The following is a 19,873-nucleotide window of genomic DNA, read 5'->3' on the forward strand; positions in this document are numbered from 1 at the left end:
TCCGTTTCAATTATTAATTCTCAACTGAAGTTTCTTCAGCTGCTTTTTTTGCGTGGTGATGTTTGATTCCTTGTTCTTCGATTTCTTCAAGTGTGTGACCTTTTGTTTCAGGGACACGAGTTCTAATGAAGACTACACCTAAGATACAGATGATACCGAAGATAGCGAATACGGCTTCTTGTGACATGTTGGCTGTCATGATTGGGAACAAAAGACCAACTAAGAATGAACCGATCCAGTTGAATGATGAAGCGATACCTGAAGCACGTCCACGAATTGCTAGTGGGAAAATCTCACCAACGATAACCCATGTAAGTGGTGCCCAAGTAAATGAGTAAAAGGCAACATAGATCGATAAGAAAACAACGATCATCATAGGACTCATGTTAGGAATAACTTTGTTCAAGATTGCTGGCAAGATGAATGATAATCCCATCACTGTTCCACCAAGTGTAAGCAATGAACGACGGTTGAACTTATCAGCAATAAGTAAGAACAAGAGTGAACCTAGAACTAACAAGATACCTTGAATGATTGGCCACATAAGAGCTGAACTAGCAGCATTACCAGTAGCCTTTTCCACGATCAATGGAATGTAGTAGAAAATTGCGTTAGCACCTTGGAATTGTTGGAAAGCAGCAACTCCGACACCGGCGATAACTAAGTAACGATATTTACCAGTGAATAAAGTACTCATTGAAGTATTCTTAGCAACCTTAGTTTCATCTTGGGCTGTTTCTTGAATAGTCTTCAATTCATCTTCAATTTCGTCTTCTTTACGGATGAATGATAAAACTTGTTTAGCTTCGTCAAGCTTACCGTTCTTAACTAAGAAACGAGGTGATTCAGGAAGTTTCAAAACTCCTAAGAACAAGATTGCGGCTGGAACGGCAGCTAAGCCAAGCATTAATCTCCAAGCCATTTGTTCTGGAAGTCCTTTAAGTAAGAAGTCAACAATGTATGAAAGCAACATACCTGAAGTAATCATTGTTTGGTTGATTCCTGATAGACGACCTCTAAGTCTAGCAGGTGCCATTTCTGACATGTAAGCTGGAACTAAAGCTGAGGCAGCACCAACAGCTAGTCCTAAGAAAATACGTACGATGATCAAGTAATATTGTCCATCGTGTGGTGACAATCCAGAAAGGATCGAACCAATAACGAAGATAAGTGATGAAATTAAAATCATCTTTCTCCGTCCTAATTTATCTGACAAGTTTCCGGCAATGGCACCACCGAAAATTGCACCGAACATAACAGCGGATGTGATCCATCCAACGACTCCCGCGCTATTTTGTAGGTCCCAATCGTGTTGCAAGAAAGGTAACGCCCCTGTCATAACACCGATGTCATAACCAAATAAAATTCCACCAAATGATCCGAAAAAGTAAATAAAACCACTTGGGATCTTTTTAACTTTATCCATCAGTTTTTCTCTCCTCAAAAGCATATTTATTTGAAAGCACTTTCAAAAGCTCAAAAACATCATAAAACATTTATACGTATAAATCAAGATACTTTTTTCACTAATAGAATAGTTATTCGGATGAATTTTAATGTAAACGCTTGATTTAAGCGCTTTTTTGCGCACAAAAAAAGCCTGAAAAAATTTTTTTCAGACTTATTACCTAATAACTTATTTAGTTGTGGTGGAATCACGCATGATCAATTCTGGGTCATAAACGATGTTGCCTTCAGGCTGTTTACCATCGATCAAATCAAACAACATCTTGGCAGCATCCCTACCCATTCGTTCCTTTGGATGTTCGACCGTACTGAGCTTTGGTGAGATGTATTTTGACAATTGGTAATTATCAAAGGCAATAACGGATACATCATCTGGAACCTTTAAATTCAACGATCTGATCAGGTCGATCACTTGAATTGCTAGCTGATCATTGTAGCAAACGATTGCTGTTGGACGATCTTCTCGCTTCAATATGGCACTTAATCTAGTGAAGACTGAATGCATATTGTCTGATGATTGGAACATAACAATTTCACTTAAATAAGAGAATTGTTTATGTTGTTGATAGGAATTAACGTACCCATTCATTCGGTGGACACCTTGATTATCATCGATCTTAAAGACACCTAAAATGCGTTCATGTCCTAGATCAAATAATGCGTCCGTAACAATCTTTCCTGCCTTCTTATCATCCATCTCTATATAAGGAAAATCGAGGTCTGGATAGTGCGAATTGAAGAATATTGTTGGTAATTGTGATTTTTTTAGTTTTTCATAGACGTCTTTATTAGGATTACTGATAGCACTTTGCGTCGGTTCAATAATTAGACCGGATAAATTGCTGTCGAGCATCTTTTCGAGACTGGTCCGTTCTTTCTTGGGGTCGTTTTGCGTGTTGCTGATCAGGATGGAATAGCCTTTGGCTGAGATCAATCGATCGATCCCGGTGATGATATTAGGAAAAATATAGTCAGCAATATGGGTCGTGATGACACCGATCTGTTTGCTTTCTATGTGTGATTCGGCTACTTGTTTTTGCCAGTCGTCGACGAACATTCCGCCACCTTGGATGGTGTAGATATAGTTGGCTGTTTCTAGGTCGCTGATTGCTCTTCTGATTGTATAGCGGCTTACTTGGTATGTTTCCATCATTACTGATTCTGTTGGTAGTTTGTCGTTTATTTTGTAGAAGCCTGATAGTATTTTTTCTTTTAGGTCTTTTTCGACCATTTCGTATTTTGTTTCCATTTTGTTTTTCTCTGTTTTTTTTGGATTTGTTTGTTATTTGTTATTTTAGCATGAATTTTTGGTTGTTTGTGGCTTTTTTTGATATTTGTACGTATGAATTTTGGTTGTTTTTGTTGGTGGGGGTATTTTGGGTGGTGGTTCAATGCCGACTCCGGGGGCCGGGGATACACACACTGGAACGTACCCGACACGATTTTGAACCAATCGAGAAGTTCACTCGATTGTTTCAAAACTCGGTCTTTCACTAGGCAATAAATTGCCAAGTGAAATTTGGGTACTGAGGTGTGTATCCCCGGCCCCCTCCGTCTAGATAGTACAAACATCTTTTTTTGTAGTTGGGAAGTAGGTGCTTCCTATTTTTTTTTGCACGATTTGTTCTGTTTGATCTCCTTGCTGCTTCTCGGTTCGCGGGACTGAAGCTCCGCTCATTTTGTTTCCTGACTTACCTTTTGGTGCAATCTTCTTTTGATTTGTTGGTTGGATAAGTGTTTTTATGCTGCTTTGATGTTTTGCTTTTGCTTTCTTGCTCGCTTGCTCGTTTCTCGCAATCTTGCCCTGTTCTGTTATTTTTTGTTTTGCTCTCTTGCTTTCGCTTTCTTGCTCGTTCCTCGCAATCTTGCCTTGTTCTGTTCTTGATATTTTCACACGAAAAAAGACGCCCTATTGGCGTCTTTTTATGATCTATTTATGAAGTCTGATTCTATTCTGATGGTTTTTGATTCATTGCTGGTTGCTAATGCGAAGGCTTTTTCTCCAACTTTGTTCAAGTGGTGATCTATTGTGGAGAAGTTTAGGATCTGACTTGGTAGTTGGTTCTCTTGTCCCATGTAGTCTGGAATTGGTAAGTTGTGGTCTAGGTGATATTGTCTGAAGCCTGTGGCTATGTCGTCGCTGTTGCAGAAGACGAAGTCTGGGTTGGCTTTTGTTTGATGATAGTGTTTTGCTGCTTGATAGCCGTCTTGGTAGGTGCTGACGTTGTTTACTATTAGATTTTTGTCTGGCATTTTTTGGAAGACTGCTTTGTAGGCTGCTATGGTTTTTTCACTGGTGGCACTTTCGTGGTAGTCGCGATTTTGCATGATGGCTATTCTTTGGTAGTTTTTGGATTTTAGCCAGGCAAAGGCTTTGACATAGGTGTTGAATCTTTCTGTGTAGGCTGCTGGTATGTTGATCGATCCCGGGTTTTGGCAACATACTATTTGGCCGTATTTTAAGTATTTGGCTATTTCTTCTAAGGGTAAACCATGGGAGGTGAAAATTAAGGCGTCGAAGGCTTTTCTTCTTAGTTGTTCTAGGAATTCTTGTTCTTTTTCTTGGTCGTAGTTTGATAGTAGTACTAATATCCGATAGCCTTGTTTGTAGGCTTCGGACATGATTCCGTCTAGGATCTGGGCGAAATAGGCGTGTTTGGTGTATGGCAGGACTACTCCGATGTTGTAGGTTTTGCCCCGGCTTAAGTCTCTAGCTACATCATTTGGGACGTAGTCTAATTCGTCGATCACTGCTTGAATTTGTTGTCTGGCATCTTCTGAGACGTACTGTTTCTGGTTTAAGACTCTGGATACGGTCGAGACGGAATAGCCTGATTTTTTGGCGATGTCGTGAATGTTAGTCATTTCGCCCTCCTCCTTTCAAAAAATTTTTTCTGGTTGAACTTATTTTAATGTATCTTCTGAAACGGGTTTCAGGTCAAGCTTTTTTAATATTTTAACCACAATTCATATTCTTGCTTGATCGAGTTGTTTAGGAAGGAACTGACATTGTGGTCGATGCCGTTTTTTAATGACCAGATCAAAAATGACATGACATTATCTGCGTAGACTTTGCTAATGAATTTTGTCGGTAAATTACTCATCGGATTGGCATTTAAGACATTTTCTACTGATTCGATGATCTGTTGCTCGAATTCATTAGTCAAGCTGCTGATTTTATTTTGAAGTTGGAACAATGCTAATAATTGATGGGAATCTCTTTGCAAGTCGGTCACGATATTTTCCAGGCTTTCTTCTTCTGAAAAGCCACCAGGATACTTCTTGAGGATTTCAGAAAATTTTTGTGAATAATTATTCACTTCTTGCGCCAACAAATCATATTTATCATCATAGTGCTGGTAAAAAGTTGACCGTCCGATCAATGATTTTTCACAAATTTGTTTAACATTTACTTTGTCAAAATCTTCCTCATCAAGTAGTTCATAGAACGATTCTTTGATCAATCTCTTAGTTTTGATAACTCTTAAGTCTGATATATTAGCCATTGTATTTTCCTCATATCAATATAATTCATTTAATAAATCTATATAACCTATAGAAAAATTCTATAGGTTGTTTAAAAAAAACTGATTAATGTACTTTTATTCACAAATGTGCCTTGTAAACATTATAGCCAAAGTTATACTAAACGTAAAATTGCGAAACGAGGTATGGCTTTATGAAATCTATTTCAACTACATCAAATGAAACGTTTTCACAGAAATTAATTCATAAATTTCATTTATCGGAGCAATTGAACATTATTCGCGCTGGTGTCTTAGGTGCTAACGACGGAATTGTTTCAGTTGCCGGTATCGTCTTGGGAGTTGCTGGAGCTCAGCAAAGTCAGACGGCCTTGTTCATCGCCGGAATCTCGGGAATGTTCGCCGGTGCCCTTTCTATGGGTGGTGGTGAATACATCTCTGTTAGTACCCAACGTGACACTCAAAAAACAATGACCCAGATACAACGCCAAAGTTTAAAAGAGGACTATGATGGTGAACTAGCGCGTTTAACTAACCATTATGAAAACGAAGGACTGACCACTTCATTAGCAACTGAAGTAGCCACCCAATTAATGGAAAACGACCCCTTAACCGTAACTTTAAAATCAAAATGTAATATCGAACTGCAACATTACTTCAATCCTTGGCATGCTGCTATCTCATCTTTTTTCTCCTTCATCATCGGTTCCCTACTACCGTTATTAGCAATCACGCTGATCCCATACCCATACAAAGTGATCGGCACCATCACAGCGGTAGTCTTAGCAATGGCCTTCACCGGATACATCAGCTCCAGTTTAGGAAATTCCGATAGAATAAAAGGTGTACTGCGAAATGTTCTCGTCGGAGTCGGAACCATGGCAGTGACTTACTTGATCGGTGGAAGTCTGGGATAGAGATTTGAAAATGTCAGCAACTGACAATTTCTAGCCGGAATCCATTTAGCCTAGAATAAGGCCAATTTTCAAAACCGAACAATCATTAATCAAAAAAGGTGACACATTGCAATTTGCAGTGTGTCACCTTTCTTTAATTTGTTTTATTTCGATTAATGAACATAGCATTAACAACAATAATAAACAGTAAGTCAATCATGTTCAAACCAGTAAAGATCAACATGACGATCCTTGAAAAGTCCGATCCACTGCCAGAAAAAATACTGTTCAACAGTATCGGTAGCATGATGGCTACTTCCATGAATATGGCAAATGCCAAAACTGCAATGCTCGTTTTGCGACTGATGAAGATCGAAGAAATAATAAATGGTGTGTACAACATCATCAACACGAAGGTAAAGATGATCAAGAGGACTAAACTACCGGTAACTTGAAGTCCACCTTTGGCTTGGTCGATACTGGAAATGAACATCCCTACTATTAGTAATAAGTAGCTAAGTAATAAACTTATGATATTTTTTAATCGCATATTTTTTCTCCTTACTGCTATTATACCTGTCTTTAGGAGTAGAAAAAAAGACGCTTGCTGAAATTATCAGTAAGTGCCTTATTTAAATGTTTCTAATGCTGGCGTTATTGATCATGGCCCATTCACTCGTCGAAACTCGATACCAGTGATTACCTGCAGAGTCGACATAAACTTGATCAGTGTACCAGTCTGTATTTGGTGCTAGACCACGGTTGGACAATTTACCATTTGTTGGTGCATCATACAGCCGAGTTAATCCTTGAGTCGAGACAACCGAATTGATCTTGGTTGCACCTGGAAAAATTTCCGATTTAGTAGTCGAAACGGTGGCATTTTGATCATATTTAGTTGGATATTGAGAACTTAACCCGTCTTGTTTAGTGTAATTTGCATACGCCACGGCAGCATCGTAGTTGTTCCCAAGTTCTGCACTAGTAGTTCCAAAATCTTGTGCATAATAAATGTAATTAGTTATTGGATTGATCGAGACGCCGATGCCAACATGTTGAAAATAAGGATTCAACATATTTTTACGGTGACCAAAATTAGCAATGCCAGTATCATCATACAAGTTAGCGATAATATGTTTAGCAATTACTTTAGGATCACTGATGGCTGAATTATACCAATAACCAATGTTTTCCCCAGCAACCGCAGTATAGGGTGCGCCCTGCTTGTAGTCATATCCGGCGTGTTCATCTAGCCGACCGATGTTTGATAAGTAATCAGCCCGATTTTGCGCCAAATTTGCTAATGGGTAAACCCCTGTAACCTTGCTTTCCCCATTTTGACTTCGCAAATTATTTAATTCGACTAAAACTTCATGTGAAATTGCTTCACTTTGGGAATTAGTTGCAGCAGATGCCGTTGAAGTATATGCCCCAATCGACACGATCAAGGTCAACAAAAACGTTAATAAAAAAGATATTTTAAATTTTTTGCCCATGATTTGTCCTCCAAATATAAATATGGTGATAGATAAATAATAACATTATCTTTCATCGTTTATTAGACTAACGACGTCCACGTCTTTGAAGTTTGAAGTTCCAAATCAATAATCCAATCAATAAAGCAGCAACCAAAGCTGCTAAAGTACCGAATAACCGATACTTTGGCTGGTTAGAAACAGCTTTTGGTGAATTCTTTGCGGCTTCATTTAGTTCATCTGCTTGAGCTTTGGTAATAACAAAATTTTTCTTCATATTCCATTCTTTAGTCCCATTATCACCTTTAGCTTTGATGTACATAGTGTACTTACCTGCACCGATAGATTGTCCAGGAGCGTTGACACCTAAGTTAAATGTCGAATTTGGAGCTAGAGACAAGTTCTTTTTGTCGCTTCTCAAAACGACGTTTGATTTTCCTTGTGGAGTTATCTTCGTAATTACTTCTGCTTGATTGATCAAAGTTGGAGTGTAATTTTGCAACCGAGCCGCGATAACTTCATTTTGATTTTCCCGTGTAGCCAATCCCTTCAATAAGCGAAGGTCAGGTTTAACTGGATCAGTTTTTTGTTGTAACTGGATTCCGAGAACATAAGCATATTGATTTTTGACGCTCAATACCTTACCTGAAGTGTTCTGATTATTAGTTTGATCCAATTGCATGACTCTAATACCACCGAGGATCGAACCGTCGAACTCACCTTTAGGAGTTTTCATGGTCAAGGTAACCTCTTTACTTGAATTAGCGGAAACAGTCACAGTCTCTGGTTTAGCAAACATGGACTCAATATTATATTTCAATGTTGGATCCTTTTTCAAACCATGGAGTGAGTAATCGACGATGCCATTGCTGTTAGTCACGGCTTGATTTACTTCGACACGGTACTTGTGATCAACGGCATCTTTATTGTTGATATTGATTTTAAGATCTTGAGTACTGTTAGGAGTAACTTTTAAGTCAAAAAAACTGACATTCTTATTAATTTGATTGTCTGGTAGTTCTGCTTGAACGGTGTATCCAGCAGTGTTAGGTGGTGTGGCAGCATCAACATTTGATGCAAAGGTAAAAAAGCCTAAAAAAGCTAAGCAGAAACCAAACATTATCGATAAAGCTTTCCTCAAAATACCACCTTCTAAAAAAAGGGAAATATCCCGACGTTGCCGGAATATTACCCCTCTTGTTTTGATTTTATTCAATTAACTATAATCAGTTTTAAGCTGTTGTACTTGGTGTACTTGGTGTACTTGCCAAAGTCCATGTCAAAGTACTTGCGTAAGTACCAGGCAATACAGTTGTTGGTGGGATACTCAAGGTTGCATCAGCATCACCGAATGCTTCTGAAAATTGACCAACACCGACTGGGTTAGTAACAGTTGCAGCGGGTGCAGATTCAACTAAGGCCGCCGTCCCAGTGATTGTTGCATCAGCGGGAGTTGGGAAGTAAGCTGAAGTTGCGCCAGTAGTTGAAGTGTACTTTTCTGATGATGTGTTAGCAAGTGATAACGTTGCTGTCTTCAAAGCACTGGTACCATTAGTAAATGGTGTCCCAACAACTGTGACAGACCATCCACCTAAATTACCAGGGTTTGAAACGGCCAAGTCACCAACTGACGTGGAGCTATACGATGCTTGAGTAGTAGAAATACGGTTCGTACCACCGAAATCAATTTGTGGCACGACATCAAGTGACAATTCACCAGGTGTCAAAGTAGCTGACGTCTGACTCGTCGTCGTGGTAGCAGCACTTGCCGTTCCAGCAAATGCACTAGCCCCACCTAATGCTAGTAAAGTTGCAGTTAAGACAGAACTGAATTTAGCTAATTTACTATTTAAAAATTGTTTTCTCATAATAAATCCTCTCGTTCTCTTATCGTCTGTAATGCATCCTCTTAAAAAACATCTGATGATAAGGGCTTTTCATTCATTGCCCATTAAAATGAAATTTCCGTAAAAGATTAACTCAGTCCTTGGGCATAAGGTGCAAGATCATCAAAATATTCAGCGGATAAGCCAAACTCGTCCCAGATCTTGTAATCCTAAACGGTTCATAATTGTGATTGGATAAGCTTTGTTGCCTCATACCCTTTCACAACTTAGTTATATAAAATTTATTGCAAGTAAGCAATTAATATGGCCTAAATTTGGTAAATTAATTTAATGATTTTAATATATAATTTGACAAAATAAAAAAAGTGAGATCACTCTCACTTGTCATTAGTTCTCCAAAATTTAGTACAGTCTTTTTTATCTTCGATATTGAAATCGATGATGCTCTTTAATAGATCGTAGTCGACCTCTTGAGTATCAGTGATGCGGAACATTTTTTTACCATATGAGTAACCGATCCGATCAAAGTCAGAAGCGAATTGTGTAATTCCTTCACCTTCGGGAGCCACAGAAATATGCTTTTTAGCCACGGAAAAAGCAATAATGAATGTTCCGTGATCGGTAAACATCGGTTGGTTCCAAGCGATGCGGGTCTCAAGCTGTGGATAGTTTTGTTTGATCCAAGTAAAGATATCGACCAATCTCTTTCGTTGACCCACGTTTTCCAAGTCATCTAAAAAAGGAGTTAAATTGTCCATAAATTTCTCCATTCATTTTTTTAAATTATATCATTAAGTCAGCAGTTTTGTTATCGATTACATTACAATTTGGTTAGTTAAAATCATTGAATTACACCGCAAAAGAAGGTATATTTAGATTGAAAATGTCAAATAAAAATTGGACATTTTGATTTTAAGCTTGTATCCTTAATTCTCATTACATCTTTGGAGGTTTTTACATTGAGAAAAAAGAACAGACTTGAACTACTTGATTTGATCGACGATGTTCTTTCAGATACCGAAGGAACATCGCTAGTCCCCGTACTCGAATCATTCCGCAATAAAATTGATGCTGGATACGATGGCGGAGCGTTTTTAGATAAGATGCACTACAAGATCCAACATGTTTGTCTGAGCGACCGCAACGTTAAGTCCGATCGAATTTATGATCTACTACAATTCATCGATAAGGCTAACGTCTGGCACGACTTAGGAAAATATCTAGTAAAATCACGATAAAATCACGATAAAATAATAAGGCTTCGACAAACGTCGAAGTCTTTTTTAGTATATTTTTGATTAATTATTTGACACTATTGTTCAACTTGAAATTGTGTTTCAAACGTGGCCAGATGTACTTGTCGGCTGTCGCAATAAAGACACCGTTGAATAAAATCGAAACTAGCGTGGCAATGTTGATCGAGTATATCTCGTGAGTATTAACAAAGGCAATGATCACGATGATGATCGGTGGGATGAAATCTATCAACTGAGCTAAAGTTGAGTTTCCTTTTAAGTAATGGAAGCGCAAGATGTTTGTTGTATCATCATTTGGGTGCATTAATATATTTGCGCGCTGGTATAGTGAAATTGCAACACAGAAACAAACGATACCCAAAATGGCGAAGAAAATCCGGAAAATCACGTTGTAGTGTGGCATCCCTAAGAAATTAAATATGTCAGTGAAAATATCAACGAAATATCCATAAAATATGACGAAGATGATTTGACCAATGAAGCGTTTGATATCGATTTGATGGATCAAAATCTGGTTGGTGATAGCATTGGCTAATCCTATCAACATTAAGAGAATCCCTGTATCCAAACCTAACCAGTTGTGCATGTTTACAGCAGAAGCCGTCCAGATACCACTTCCCATGTTTGATGAAATGCACAGGCCGTTTCCGAGCGCGTTTAGTACCAGACCTAAAACCAAGCCAATAAAGCGAACCTTAAATGAGTTTTTTATGATTTTCACCCCTTTTTAACGAATTGATTATAACAAATTATTATTAGTTTTGGGGATATGGGAGTGATTTGATTTAATTTTGCATTTAAATAGTAAGGCCGTTAAAACAAAAAACTCATCCTTTTTATTCAGATGAGTTTCTAAGTCTACTGATACTTTATTAATTTACTTCAACTACTACTTTTCCAATGCTTTGACCACTTTCAAGATAAGCATGTGCAAGATCTACTTGGGTTAAATCGTAGATCTTTGATGGGGAAACGTCTACGTGTTTTTCTTCTATTATGTTTAGAAGATCTTGGATCCAAGTTAGTTTTACATCCCCTGATTCGAAGGAAGTTAAGTAGCGATTGTTTGGGATCATCATGATCGGATCAAAGTCTTTTACTGACCAAATGCCACCTAGTTCTCCGGTTGAACTTACTATCCCATTGACTGCTAAAGTTGCTAAGGAATTTTCGATGGTTTTGGGTCCAATCAAGTCGAGAATCTTGTCATATTGCAGCTTGGTTTGTAGTTTATCGTCTTTGTCTTCTACTACATCATCAAAACCTTTTTGTTTCATTAAGTCTGATTTACCAAGATCTCTAGTAGTTCCGGTCACGTGAATGTCACGGTCGATAGCTTTGGCTAATTTTGCTGCAGCAACTCCTACTCCACTGGTTCCGCCACGGATCAATAAAGCATCACCTTGTGATAAACGCAGGCCAGTCAATGCTCCGTATGCTGTGTAGTACGTTTCCGGGATCGATGCTAAATCAGTCCATTTCAAATTTGAATGAACTGGAATGATTTGTTCATTGGGTAATAAGGCGTATTCGGCATAGCCACCGTCAAAATCGCGACCCATTCCACCCATGAGTGAGATGACTGTCTTACCTTCTGGCAAATTGTCGGGATCAGTCGTCTCGGCGATAACACCAACGCATTCAATTCCTAGGATCCGAGGAAATTTTACTGAAGGCGATTGTCCGGCTCTAGTGAAGATTTCGGAATGATTTACACCAAAGGCTTTAACTTGGACCAAACTCCACCCAGGTTTGACTTTGGGAGTCGGTACTTCTTTATAAACTAAGGCTTCTGGTCCGCCTGCTTGTTCAACTACAACTGCTTTCATATTAATTCCTCTCTTTTGTCGAATAATTTTCTTGCAAAAAATCTTTTAAGGAAACAGGATCATGTCCCATAATATCTCGATAATCAGAACTAACTTCGTTCAACAAGCCTAAGGCCCCGCCGGCATACATGGAAGATAACATGTGACCTTCTCCATTTTGGTCGTAAGTATTTTCAAACTCCGTAGGATCCATTGGTTGATATGTGATCTCAGAATCAGCGACTTCACTCAAAATCTCGCTCAGTTGTTCCATCGTATAATTGCGGTTCTGCGTCAATGTGTAAATCTTACCATCGACTCGTAGATCATCCGAAGTAGCAACTTTGGCAAAGGCTTCTGCACTATCGTGTAAGGAAATGAATGACAAAGCTTGATCAGCCATTGGATAAATGACATGTTTACGCTCGATCAACTCGGGCAAATAAGGTACCAATGGATCAGCGTATAAAGCATTGCGAATGATCGTGTAATGCAGATCAGATTCGGCTAAGCGTCGAGGCAAATAACCGTAAAAAGCCGACAAGTCAAATGGATTGTTAACTTGGTCTGCAATGAATCCCATGGCTAAAACATGTTTAACTTGAGCTTTTTCACAGGCCTCAATGACCTTTTCAAATTCAGTAACTCGACTAAAACTGTCATGACTTTTACTGGGAACATAAATAAAAACATCAACATCTTTCAATAACGAATTCAAAGAATCCTTGAAGAAGTCAAACTCCTGACAACGGTAACCCGCATCGATCAAGCCTTGCGCCTTTTTTAAAGTATGAACTCCGACCTTCACGTCCGAATTGTCGACGAATTTCGTCAAAGCCTGCAAAATCTCTGATCCTAAATGACCAGTACCACCTGTAACTGCATAATTCAAAAAACCACCCCCACGTTGTTGTTAAATTAACACGTTAAATAAGATGTATCAAGAAATTTATCAATCAATATTTCAGTTTTTTCAAATAATCATTTGAACCAGTATATTTTTCAACATAATCAGAATAAGAATCATAAACTTGATTATCAAAACAAGTCAGCAAAACGTCCATCGAATAATCAGAATGATCGACCAACCACTGACTAACCACCGGCAAAACCACCGCAGCAGCATCAGCCAAAGGATAACCATAAACACCAGTAGAAATAGCCGAAAAAGCCACACTATGCAAATCATGCTCCACAGCCAGATCCAAAGAATTACGATAACAATCAGCCAACAAAACCGGATCAGAATCAGACCCAGAATAAACCGGACCAACAGTATGAATAACAAAATCAGAAGGCAAATCATACCCACGAGTAATCTTAGCCTCACCAGTCTCGCACCCATTCAAACCACGACACTCCTCAAGCAACTCAGGCCCAGCAGCAGAATGAATAGCCCCATCAACACCGCCACCACCAAGCAAAGTCTTATTAGCAGCATTAACAATAGCATCAACAGCAACCTGAGTAATATCACAAATCTCAAACTTCAAAGAACTCATCAAATCATCTCCTAGTTAACCTTATTCTATACCAGACCAGAGTATAGAAACCAGAAATACCAAAGAGTTAATAGAAAACAATAATTTAGTTGATTGCTTCATTCAAAAAATTTGAATTAAAAACGGATAACTAAAAATCAACCTCAAAATGAGGCGATTTTCACGAGCGACAAAGGAGCAAGTGAAAGAGCAAGTGAGGAAGAAAAACAAAATAGCCATCGATGATATCAACGAAAATAATGGAATAGATAGGGAAACGAGCAAAAATCATATGAACAAAAGAAAGCAAAGGAAATCCAACCCAAAAACAAACATTGCTGGCAATAACTACGTACATCCCACCCCGCCAACAAATAAGTTTTAGACAAACCTAGGTTCTGCGGAGGGTGGAGGGAATTCGCCGTCAGCCGCGAAATTTTCGTTTGCACGGCGTGGGCCGTGCTTACGAAAAGGTCAAGCTTTGAGATGTCCAAGGCGGTTTCCCTTGGATAGCTCAAAGTTGGCCCGCAGCGTTCCACGGCGCAATTCCCGGAACCCTCCGCAGAACCGGCAGTGAACCTCAAGCTAAAAAAATAGACCTGATATATATATACATACATCAGATCTATCAAAACCTATTTACGTCGTTTCTTCTGGTTCTTCTGGTTGAGATATATAATCACAGCCAGCAAAGCAATAACAACCAACACCGCAAGCACAATCCATATGAAATAATTAGGACTGTCTTCAGTATCGACTGCCGACTTATTAAGCTTATCAGCCGTCTTGTCGGTAATTACAAAATCTTTAGTAAAGTGCCAGTGATATCTGCCCTTTTCAGCGTACGCATCGAGAACTAGCGTATACTTCCCGGCTTTTAGAGCCTTGCCGTTTGCACTAATTGGAAAGTCGAAGTTACTGTTTGGAGCCATGGTCATCGAGTCTTTTTTGACGTCCATTACTTTATCTTTAGTTCCTTTAGTATGAACTTTGGCGTTGACCTTCAATTCATGCATGATCGTTGGTTTCGTGTTTTGCAAGTTTGCTGTGACATAATTACGGGCGTTATATTGCTTAGCCTTAACATTTAACAACTTCATATTTGGTGCCACGTAATCTTCATTAGAATGTAGTTGCAAACCAATCACATAAGCAAATTGGTTTCTGATAGAAACGCCTTTTTGCTTTTTAGAATTGCTTTCGACTCTCTGAACTCTGACACCGCCTAGGATGACACCATCAAAAGCTTCTTTTGGAACGTTCAGATGGAAGGTGTAATCTTGTGTGGTCTTGGCTGGTACTTCGACCGTTGTTGGTGCAGGTACTAATGTTTCAATATTGTATTTGGTATTCAATGACTTGTCCGGCTTAACTCCATGAGTCGAATAGTCGATAACTCCATTTCGATTAGTCCCCGCACGGTTGATCGAAACTCGATATTTATGTGCTTGAGAATCACTGTTTTGAATCTTGACCGTCAAGTCTTGGCCTTCATTTGGCTTAACTAATAAGTCAAAATAAGTGATCTCTTTGTCGATCTGGTTCTCAGGTTGAACTGCTGAAACACTAAAATTAAGGCTTTCAGCCTTAACTTGATTACCCCCGAAGAAAAAACCGATCAGTGTTAAAAGCGAAATACTCAACACTAGCCATATTTTTTTCATAATCAAAAATTCTCCTATCCCTCTTATTAATCACAAACTCCGTTTACTTATAGAATAACTAAACTGGAGCGTTGGTCAAGGACCAACTTAATGAGCCAACATAGTGGTCAGCTTTAGCATTTGATACATCATTTAAAACAAGCTGAGTTGGGGAACTAGCATATTGATTGAATCCAACCGTCCACGTACTCATTCCAGTATTTTTTGGAGCTACAGTGATATTTTCATAAGTATCAAGTGGGATCCGAAGCGTTTTCGAAAGTGGGGCATCCGAAACATTGGCAGTAGGCTTGCGAATGGCTTGAGTTCCCAGATACAAATAGCCGTCTTTCAAGACTGCACCTGTTTGTTCACCGACCATCGCTGATGGTTTCAGCTGCAAAGTCCAACCATTCCCATTACCACGACCATCAGTAATTTGAACCATCGCATGAGTGTTTTTAGCTGTTGCCGTCAAACCACCCTGCTTAGCCTGGTAAGTTCCGAACCGCAAATTACTAACATAATCCAAAGTCAATTGACCGATCGAACCAGTTCCGTCATTTCCGACATCGTAAATATCACCAGGATAAGAACGATCCGGATCATAAGGATCTAAGATCTTATTAGGATCAGTCGGATCTGGCCCATCAATCAAAGTGACCGAAGCATGAGTATTCAAAGAATCTTGTGCTTTAACAACTTGTGGGAAAACTGAAAAGGACAACATTGCACTGAGCAGTATTGAGCTAATCAGCATTTGACTACTTCGCATTATTGTCCTTTCTTGAGGCTTATTTTATTTTGATTGGTTCAAAAAATTATGATGGAGCGTTTGTCAATGTCCATGTAAGGTCTGAAGTGTATGTATCCGCTTACCAAGACCTGCATTTGCTGCTGCTGTAAAGATTGGAGCTGCAGATTCATTAACTTCTACAGAACTCGTTGTAGGTGCTGTACTTACGTTATTTGTATCTTCGGATGAAACTACACCATTCAGAGTAAAGGTAGCACCAGTCAAAGTCTTTGATCCATCAGCGTTCTTGAATGGAGTTCCAGCTAAAGTGACATTCCAACCGGAATCTTTACCAGGGTTATTTACTTGCAATGGTGAATCCACTTTTTCAGCTTGAAGATCCAATGTTTTTGATCCAATTAGACTTGAACCGAAGTCAAAAATTGGAGCTTTAACTAATTCAATCTTGGCATTAGGATCATCTTGAAGGCCAACTGTGGCAGTTGTTGATGCAGAACCATTTTCATCTGGTGTAACATCGGAAGCATTTACAACACCAACTCCTGCTGTAGTAAGTCCAAGTACTGTAGCGCCTAAAATTGATGTGAGCTTAACTAATTTTTTCATTTGATTTTTCCCTTCTCTTTCCTTCTATTAAGAGATAAACAACCCAACTTGTTAGTGCGATTATTAGCACTACCATCCCTAATAAAAGGCCTTCCTGTAAATTGTTTGTTTGTGGCAACAAGCCAAATCCATTATTTGGATTATTGCTTGTCGTGGTAGAACCTGGAGCTTTGGTAGTTTGATTAGAACCACCGTTGTTGCCATTCGTGCTTGAGTCACCACCACCAGCAGAGGAACCATTGTTATCACCACCGGGATTGGTAGTATTACCGCCGTTTCCACCGCCACTATTATTAGTAGTGAGCGTAAGGTCATAGTAGCTCGACTGTGAATCAGCTTTTACAGTCGTGGTAAGTTGTGACTGTAAAAGCATCAGCATTGGAAAAACTAGCAATATGAATAAACTAAATTTCTTCCACATCACAACCCTCCTAAATCACATCAGGAAAATTAATCTCTTCATAACATTAATAAATCGGTATAGATGATAAATATTCCTGATGCAAAATATTATTTTACTATATGTAAATTATACTATAATCCACCACACAATTGCTATGGTAGCGGTTTCTAAAATTGAATATTTTTTTACATTTTTTAAGTATGCAAAATTTATAAAATAAATAATGGTCTAGTTTTATTGAGAAACATTGTTAAATCAACAAATTAATCCAATCATTGTTTGCAACTATATTTCATGTAAAAAATAAGATCAAAAATATAATCCTTAACTTTTTAAATCTTTTCTTGACTAATCGTTCAAATATGATACATATTATTCATATTTAACGTTATATTAATAAAATAGTTATTGTTAATATCATCACAAATTAATAAGAAGTGGTATTTTGTTACCATGAAAATTAAAATCCAAATAAAAAAGACCTGAATTTACAGGTCTTTAGAAAATTAACTTAAAGTTATTTTTGCAATTACAGGTCAATTACCAATTGGTATGATTCCACAGACGACCATCCAACTCGCTTTGGATCTGTTCACTACGTTTCTGCTGTTCCTTGATCACAGTTTGTAGAGCATACAAAAAAGCTCGATCTTCATATTCGTTTTGTTTCTTCGCCAAAGCTTTGACTTGCTCGACTAACCAAATATTTTCTTTACTCAAGACTGTCGTCCTCCCCTTCTTTGATCATTTTCAAAGTGTCGTTTAATTGGTCCAATTCATCGATCTGTTGCTGATAAGTATCTAAAATCAATTGACCGATTTTTCCATCGGCTTCATCCAATCCGTCAACGAACTTCTCTAAACGTTTTTCAAACCATGCTTGCCGGTTTGCTAATGAGTCAGGAAAGTCCTGGTTTAAATAACGCTGATAGTCGATCAGTAGCTGTTGTTGTTGCGACTCTGTCTTATACCAAAATTGATCGACTAAAAATAATGGCAGTATCTTCATGTGAGCACGATGGGCAAAAGCGCGGTATGGCGCCATCAACTGATCCATTGTCATCGATTCGATCCCACCCACTTGAAAATCTTTTTTAGCCAAGCCAGTTGTCACGACCAGACCAAATTCCTTGTCGGCCAAATGATACTGACCATCGCCATATACATAATTACGACTAAAAACTTTATCGATCCAGTTTTTTAGACCCGCCGGAGCCGAGTACCAATATAGAGGAAATTGGAAAATGATCCGCTCACAAGAACCAATCAACTTCCGTTCAAAATCAACATCGATCCCCTTGAGTGATTCAACGTGATGCCAAATAACATCAACTTGTTCAGAACCCTTTTTTAAAAAAGCCTCTGTTTGCGAATTATTTATGTCTGGATGTGAGACTACAACTAAAGTTTTGATAAGATCACCTTCACTAAATTATTAAGTCTAGGATACCAGAAATCAACAAAATTTGATCACCGGGATTTATTTATAAATTTTATAACTTTTTATATTGTAAGCGATTTAAAAAATGATTACACTTAAGTCAAAGTCATTCATATTTGGGGGTTTTAAAAATGAAAAAATCAATCACATTTTTACTATCGACTGCCATCGTAACTTCAGCAATTTTCCTTTTTAACGCAAACAGCGCGTCAGCAGCAACCGTAGTAACAACCAGAGCAGACGTTCCACAAACACGCCTCTTCGACAAAAAAGGAAAACTACTAAACAACCGAGCCCTTGCAGCCAACACCGACTGGATCACCGGCAAAACAAACATAGTAGGAAACATAACCTACTACCAAGTATCAACCAACGAATACGTCAAAGCCTCAGACGTATCCTTCAAAAGAGCAACCACCTACACACCAAGCACCAGAACCAGCAATCAAAACCTAACCGTCTCAACCAAGTACCAAAAAGTACCAGTATTCAACGGCAACACCGGCAAAGTCCAAAGCTGGATCGGCAATAACACACCATACAAAGTAAGCCGAGTAATCAAAAACAGCTTCGGCATCACCTACTACCAAGTATCAACCAACGGCTACGTAGTAAGTGGCCTAGTAGATCCAAGCGGCACACCACAAAAAGTAGAAAACATCCCGAACTTCAATCCAGCAAGAAACTACTACGGAGCAGAACCACTACAAATCCGTTACTTATTAGTAGAAAACAACAACATAAACCAACCAGTCCTAGACGCAATACCAAATGAACTACTAACCACAGAATACGCAATTTCCAATTACGCAGGAGAAGATCCAAGCGGATTATATCTAAGACTAAAATCCTTCTACCCAAACCTTTAAAGAAAACAAACAGCGCATCCAAAAAGATGCGCTATTTTTGTGTCCAAAAAAAAGTTCCCAAAACAGATGAAAAAAGAAACACCGCGAGAGTGCGAGAATCAAGCACGCGAGCCAAGAATAAACAAAAACGGAATGGAAAGGATTTTGATTTAGAACTTAACCTTGCTTTATTTAAATAAGATCTTGATTTTACCAGAAATCATAGAAACTGAGATAGAACGCAAAAACTAGGACGATCAAAAAGTGCCAATTTGATCAAAAAAACTCGGTCCCAACCACAAAAAAGGGGGGGATTGTTGCACCACCTAGACGGAGGGGCCCGGGGATACAGACCTCAGCACCTAAATTATGGAACGTAAGTGCTGACGCACTTGCGCAACTGGTTCTTGGTGGTGGCTACGCCACCGAACAACTAAGGAAGCCAGCGTCTGTATCCCCG

The 19,873-nt window shown here is 38.7% G+C and carries 24 protein-coding genes; 4 read left to right on the forward strand and 20 right to left on the reverse strand.

Annotated elements, in window-relative coordinates:
* Nucleotides 1–13: 13 nt before the first annotated feature.
* From EKM69_RS02140 to EKM69_RS02160, 5 genes are all read right to left on the reverse strand, one after another.
* Nucleotides 14–1,426, reverse strand: coding sequence for a sugar porter family MFS transporter (locus EKM69_RS02140; protein ID WP_125707647.1), 1,413 nt, complete (start codon nucleotides 1,424–1,426; stop codon nucleotides 14–16).
* Nucleotides 1,427–1,636: 210 nt separating this feature from the next.
* The gene (locus tag EKM69_RS02145; protein ID WP_125707649.1) at nucleotides 1,637–2,716 is read right to left on the reverse strand and encodes a GntR family transcriptional regulator; all 1,080 of its coding nucleotides are present in this window, start codon (nucleotides 2,714–2,716) and stop codon (nucleotides 1,637–1,639) included.
* A gap of 306 nt (nucleotides 2,717–3,022) precedes the next feature.
* Nucleotides 3,023–3,361, reverse strand: coding sequence for a hypothetical protein (locus EKM69_RS02150; RefSeq protein ID WP_125707651.1), 339 nt, complete (start codon nucleotides 3,359–3,361; stop codon nucleotides 3,023–3,025).
* A gap of 29 nt (nucleotides 3,362–3,390) precedes the next feature.
* Nucleotides 3,391–4,332: a LacI family DNA-binding transcriptional regulator gene (locus EKM69_RS02155; RefSeq protein WP_125707653.1), complete on the reverse strand. Its 942-nt coding sequence runs from the start codon at nucleotides 4,330–4,332 to the stop codon at nucleotides 3,391–3,393.
* Nucleotides 4,333–4,415: 83 nt separating this feature from the next.
* Entirely contained in the window at nucleotides 4,416–4,973 is a 558-nt protein-coding gene (locus EKM69_RS02160; RefSeq protein ID WP_125707655.1) for a TetR/AcrR family transcriptional regulator, read from the reverse strand.
* Nucleotides 4,974–5,146: 173 nt separating this feature from the next.
* On the opposite strand from EKM69_RS02160, the gene EKM69_RS02165 reads away from it, so the two are divergent.
* A complete protein-coding gene (locus EKM69_RS02165; protein ID WP_125707657.1) occupies nucleotides 5,147–5,869 on the forward strand; it encodes a VIT1/CCC1 transporter family protein in 723 nt (240 codons plus the stop codon).
* A 133-nt stretch (nucleotides 5,870–6,002) separates the two neighbouring features.
* Here the strand turns inward: EKM69_RS02165 and EKM69_RS02170 are convergent, their stop codons facing one another.
* From EKM69_RS02170 to EKM69_RS02190, 5 genes are all read right to left on the reverse strand, one after another.
* Complete coding sequence (locus EKM69_RS02170) at nucleotides 6,003–6,398, reverse strand: hypothetical protein (RefSeq protein WP_125707659.1); 396 nt, start codon at nucleotides 6,396–6,398, stop codon at nucleotides 6,003–6,005.
* An 82-nt stretch (nucleotides 6,399–6,480) separates the two neighbouring features.
* Nucleotides 6,481–7,344, reverse strand: coding sequence for a CAP domain-containing protein (locus EKM69_RS02175; RefSeq protein ID WP_125707661.1), 864 nt, complete (start codon nucleotides 7,342–7,344; stop codon nucleotides 6,481–6,483).
* 67 nt (nucleotides 7,345–7,411) lie between these two features.
* Nucleotides 7,412–8,464, reverse strand: a complete 1,053-nt coding sequence (locus tag EKM69_RS02180; protein ID WP_125707663.1) for a DUF916 and DUF3324 domain-containing protein — start codon at nucleotides 8,462–8,464, stop codon at nucleotides 7,412–7,414.
* A 91-nt stretch (nucleotides 8,465–8,555) separates the two neighbouring features.
* Nucleotides 8,556–9,191 (reverse strand): WxL domain-containing protein, encoded by a 636-nt coding sequence (locus EKM69_RS02185; protein WP_125707665.1) that lies wholly within the window; start codon nucleotides 9,189–9,191, stop codon nucleotides 8,556–8,558.
* A 356-nt stretch (nucleotides 9,192–9,547) separates the two neighbouring features.
* A complete protein-coding gene (locus tag EKM69_RS02190) occupies nucleotides 9,548–9,928 on the reverse strand; it encodes an iron chaperone (protein WP_125707667.1) in 381 nt (126 codons plus the stop codon).
* Between the two features lie 201 nt (nucleotides 9,929–10,129).
* On the opposite strand from EKM69_RS02190, the gene EKM69_RS02195 reads away from it, so the two are divergent.
* Entirely contained in the window at nucleotides 10,130–10,408 is a 279-nt protein-coding gene (locus EKM69_RS02195) for a hypothetical protein (protein ID WP_125707669.1), read from the forward strand.
* A gap of 64 nt (nucleotides 10,409–10,472) precedes the next feature.
* Here the strand turns inward: EKM69_RS02195 and EKM69_RS02200 are convergent, their stop codons facing one another.
* From EKM69_RS02200 to EKM69_RS02215, 4 genes are all read right to left on the reverse strand, one after another.
* On the reverse strand, nucleotides 10,473–11,048 hold the full coding sequence (locus EKM69_RS02200) for a hypothetical protein (RefSeq protein ID WP_191988678.1): 576 nt from the start codon (nucleotides 11,046–11,048) through the stop codon (nucleotides 10,473–10,475).
* Between the two features lie 250 nt (nucleotides 11,049–11,298).
* Nucleotides 11,299–12,255: a zinc-binding dehydrogenase gene (locus EKM69_RS02205; protein ID WP_125707671.1), complete on the reverse strand. Its 957-nt coding sequence runs from the start codon at nucleotides 12,253–12,255 to the stop codon at nucleotides 11,299–11,301.
* Between the two features lies 1 nt (nucleotide 12,256).
* A complete protein-coding gene (locus EKM69_RS02210; RefSeq protein WP_125707673.1) occupies nucleotides 12,257–13,126 on the reverse strand; it encodes an NAD(P)H-binding protein in 870 nt (289 codons plus the stop codon).
* 64 nt (nucleotides 13,127–13,190) lie between these two features.
* On the reverse strand, nucleotides 13,191–13,736 hold the full coding sequence (locus tag EKM69_RS02215) for an O-acetyl-ADP-ribose deacetylase (RefSeq protein ID WP_125707675.1): 546 nt from the start codon (nucleotides 13,734–13,736) through the stop codon (nucleotides 13,191–13,193).
* A 148-nt stretch (nucleotides 13,737–13,884) separates the two neighbouring features.
* On the opposite strand from EKM69_RS02215, the gene EKM69_RS12460 reads away from it, so the two are divergent.
* Nucleotides 13,885–14,100: a hypothetical protein gene (locus EKM69_RS12460; protein WP_225423810.1), complete on the forward strand. Its 216-nt coding sequence runs from the start codon at nucleotides 13,885–13,887 to the stop codon at nucleotides 14,098–14,100.
* Nucleotides 14,101–14,350: 250 nt separating this feature from the next.
* Here EKM69_RS12460 and EKM69_RS02220 read toward each other — a convergent pair whose 3' ends face one another.
* The 6 genes from EKM69_RS02220 to EKM69_RS02245 all read right to left on the reverse strand — a co-directional run bounded on the left by EKM69_RS02220 (nucleotide 14,351) and on the right by EKM69_RS02245 (nucleotide 18,538).
* A complete protein-coding gene (locus tag EKM69_RS02220) occupies nucleotides 14,351–15,379 on the reverse strand; it encodes a DUF916 and DUF3324 domain-containing protein (protein ID WP_125707677.1) in 1,029 nt (342 codons plus the stop codon).
* A 58-nt stretch (nucleotides 15,380–15,437) separates the two neighbouring features.
* Nucleotides 15,438–16,133, reverse strand: a complete 696-nt coding sequence (locus EKM69_RS02225) for a WxL domain-containing protein (RefSeq protein WP_125707679.1) — start codon at nucleotides 16,131–16,133, stop codon at nucleotides 15,438–15,440.
* A 63-nt stretch (nucleotides 16,134–16,196) separates the two neighbouring features.
* Nucleotides 16,197–16,721 (reverse strand): WxL domain-containing protein, encoded by a 525-nt coding sequence (locus EKM69_RS02230; RefSeq protein WP_125707681.1) that lies wholly within the window; start codon nucleotides 16,719–16,721, stop codon nucleotides 16,197–16,199.
* Nucleotides 16,705–17,142, reverse strand: a complete 438-nt coding sequence (locus EKM69_RS02235) for a hypothetical protein (protein WP_125707683.1) — start codon at nucleotides 17,140–17,142, stop codon at nucleotides 16,705–16,707. Before EKM69_RS02235 ends, EKM69_RS02230 begins: the two co-directional genes overlap by 17 nt.
* Nucleotides 17,143–17,664: 522 nt before the next feature.
* A complete protein-coding gene (locus EKM69_RS02240) occupies nucleotides 17,665–17,844 on the reverse strand; it encodes a hypothetical protein (RefSeq protein WP_125707685.1) in 180 nt (59 codons plus the stop codon).
* A complete protein-coding gene (locus EKM69_RS02245) occupies nucleotides 17,837–18,538 on the reverse strand; it encodes an NAD(P)H-dependent oxidoreductase (protein ID WP_125707687.1) in 702 nt (233 codons plus the stop codon). The genes EKM69_RS02240 and EKM69_RS02245 overlap by 8 nt, the downstream gene beginning before the upstream one ends.
* 158 nt (nucleotides 18,539–18,696) lie before the next feature.
* Between EKM69_RS02245 and EKM69_RS02250 the strand changes: the two genes are divergently transcribed.
* Nucleotides 18,697–19,434: an SLAP domain-containing protein gene (locus tag EKM69_RS02250; protein ID WP_125707689.1), complete on the forward strand. Its 738-nt coding sequence runs from the start codon at nucleotides 18,697–18,699 to the stop codon at nucleotides 19,432–19,434.
* Nucleotides 19,435–19,873: the final 439 nt, after the last annotated feature.

This window comes from Companilactobacillus zhongbaensis (genome assembly GCF_003946515.1).
Lineage (GTDB): Bacteria > Bacillota > Bacilli > Lactobacillales > Lactobacillaceae > Companilactobacillus > Companilactobacillus zhongbaensis.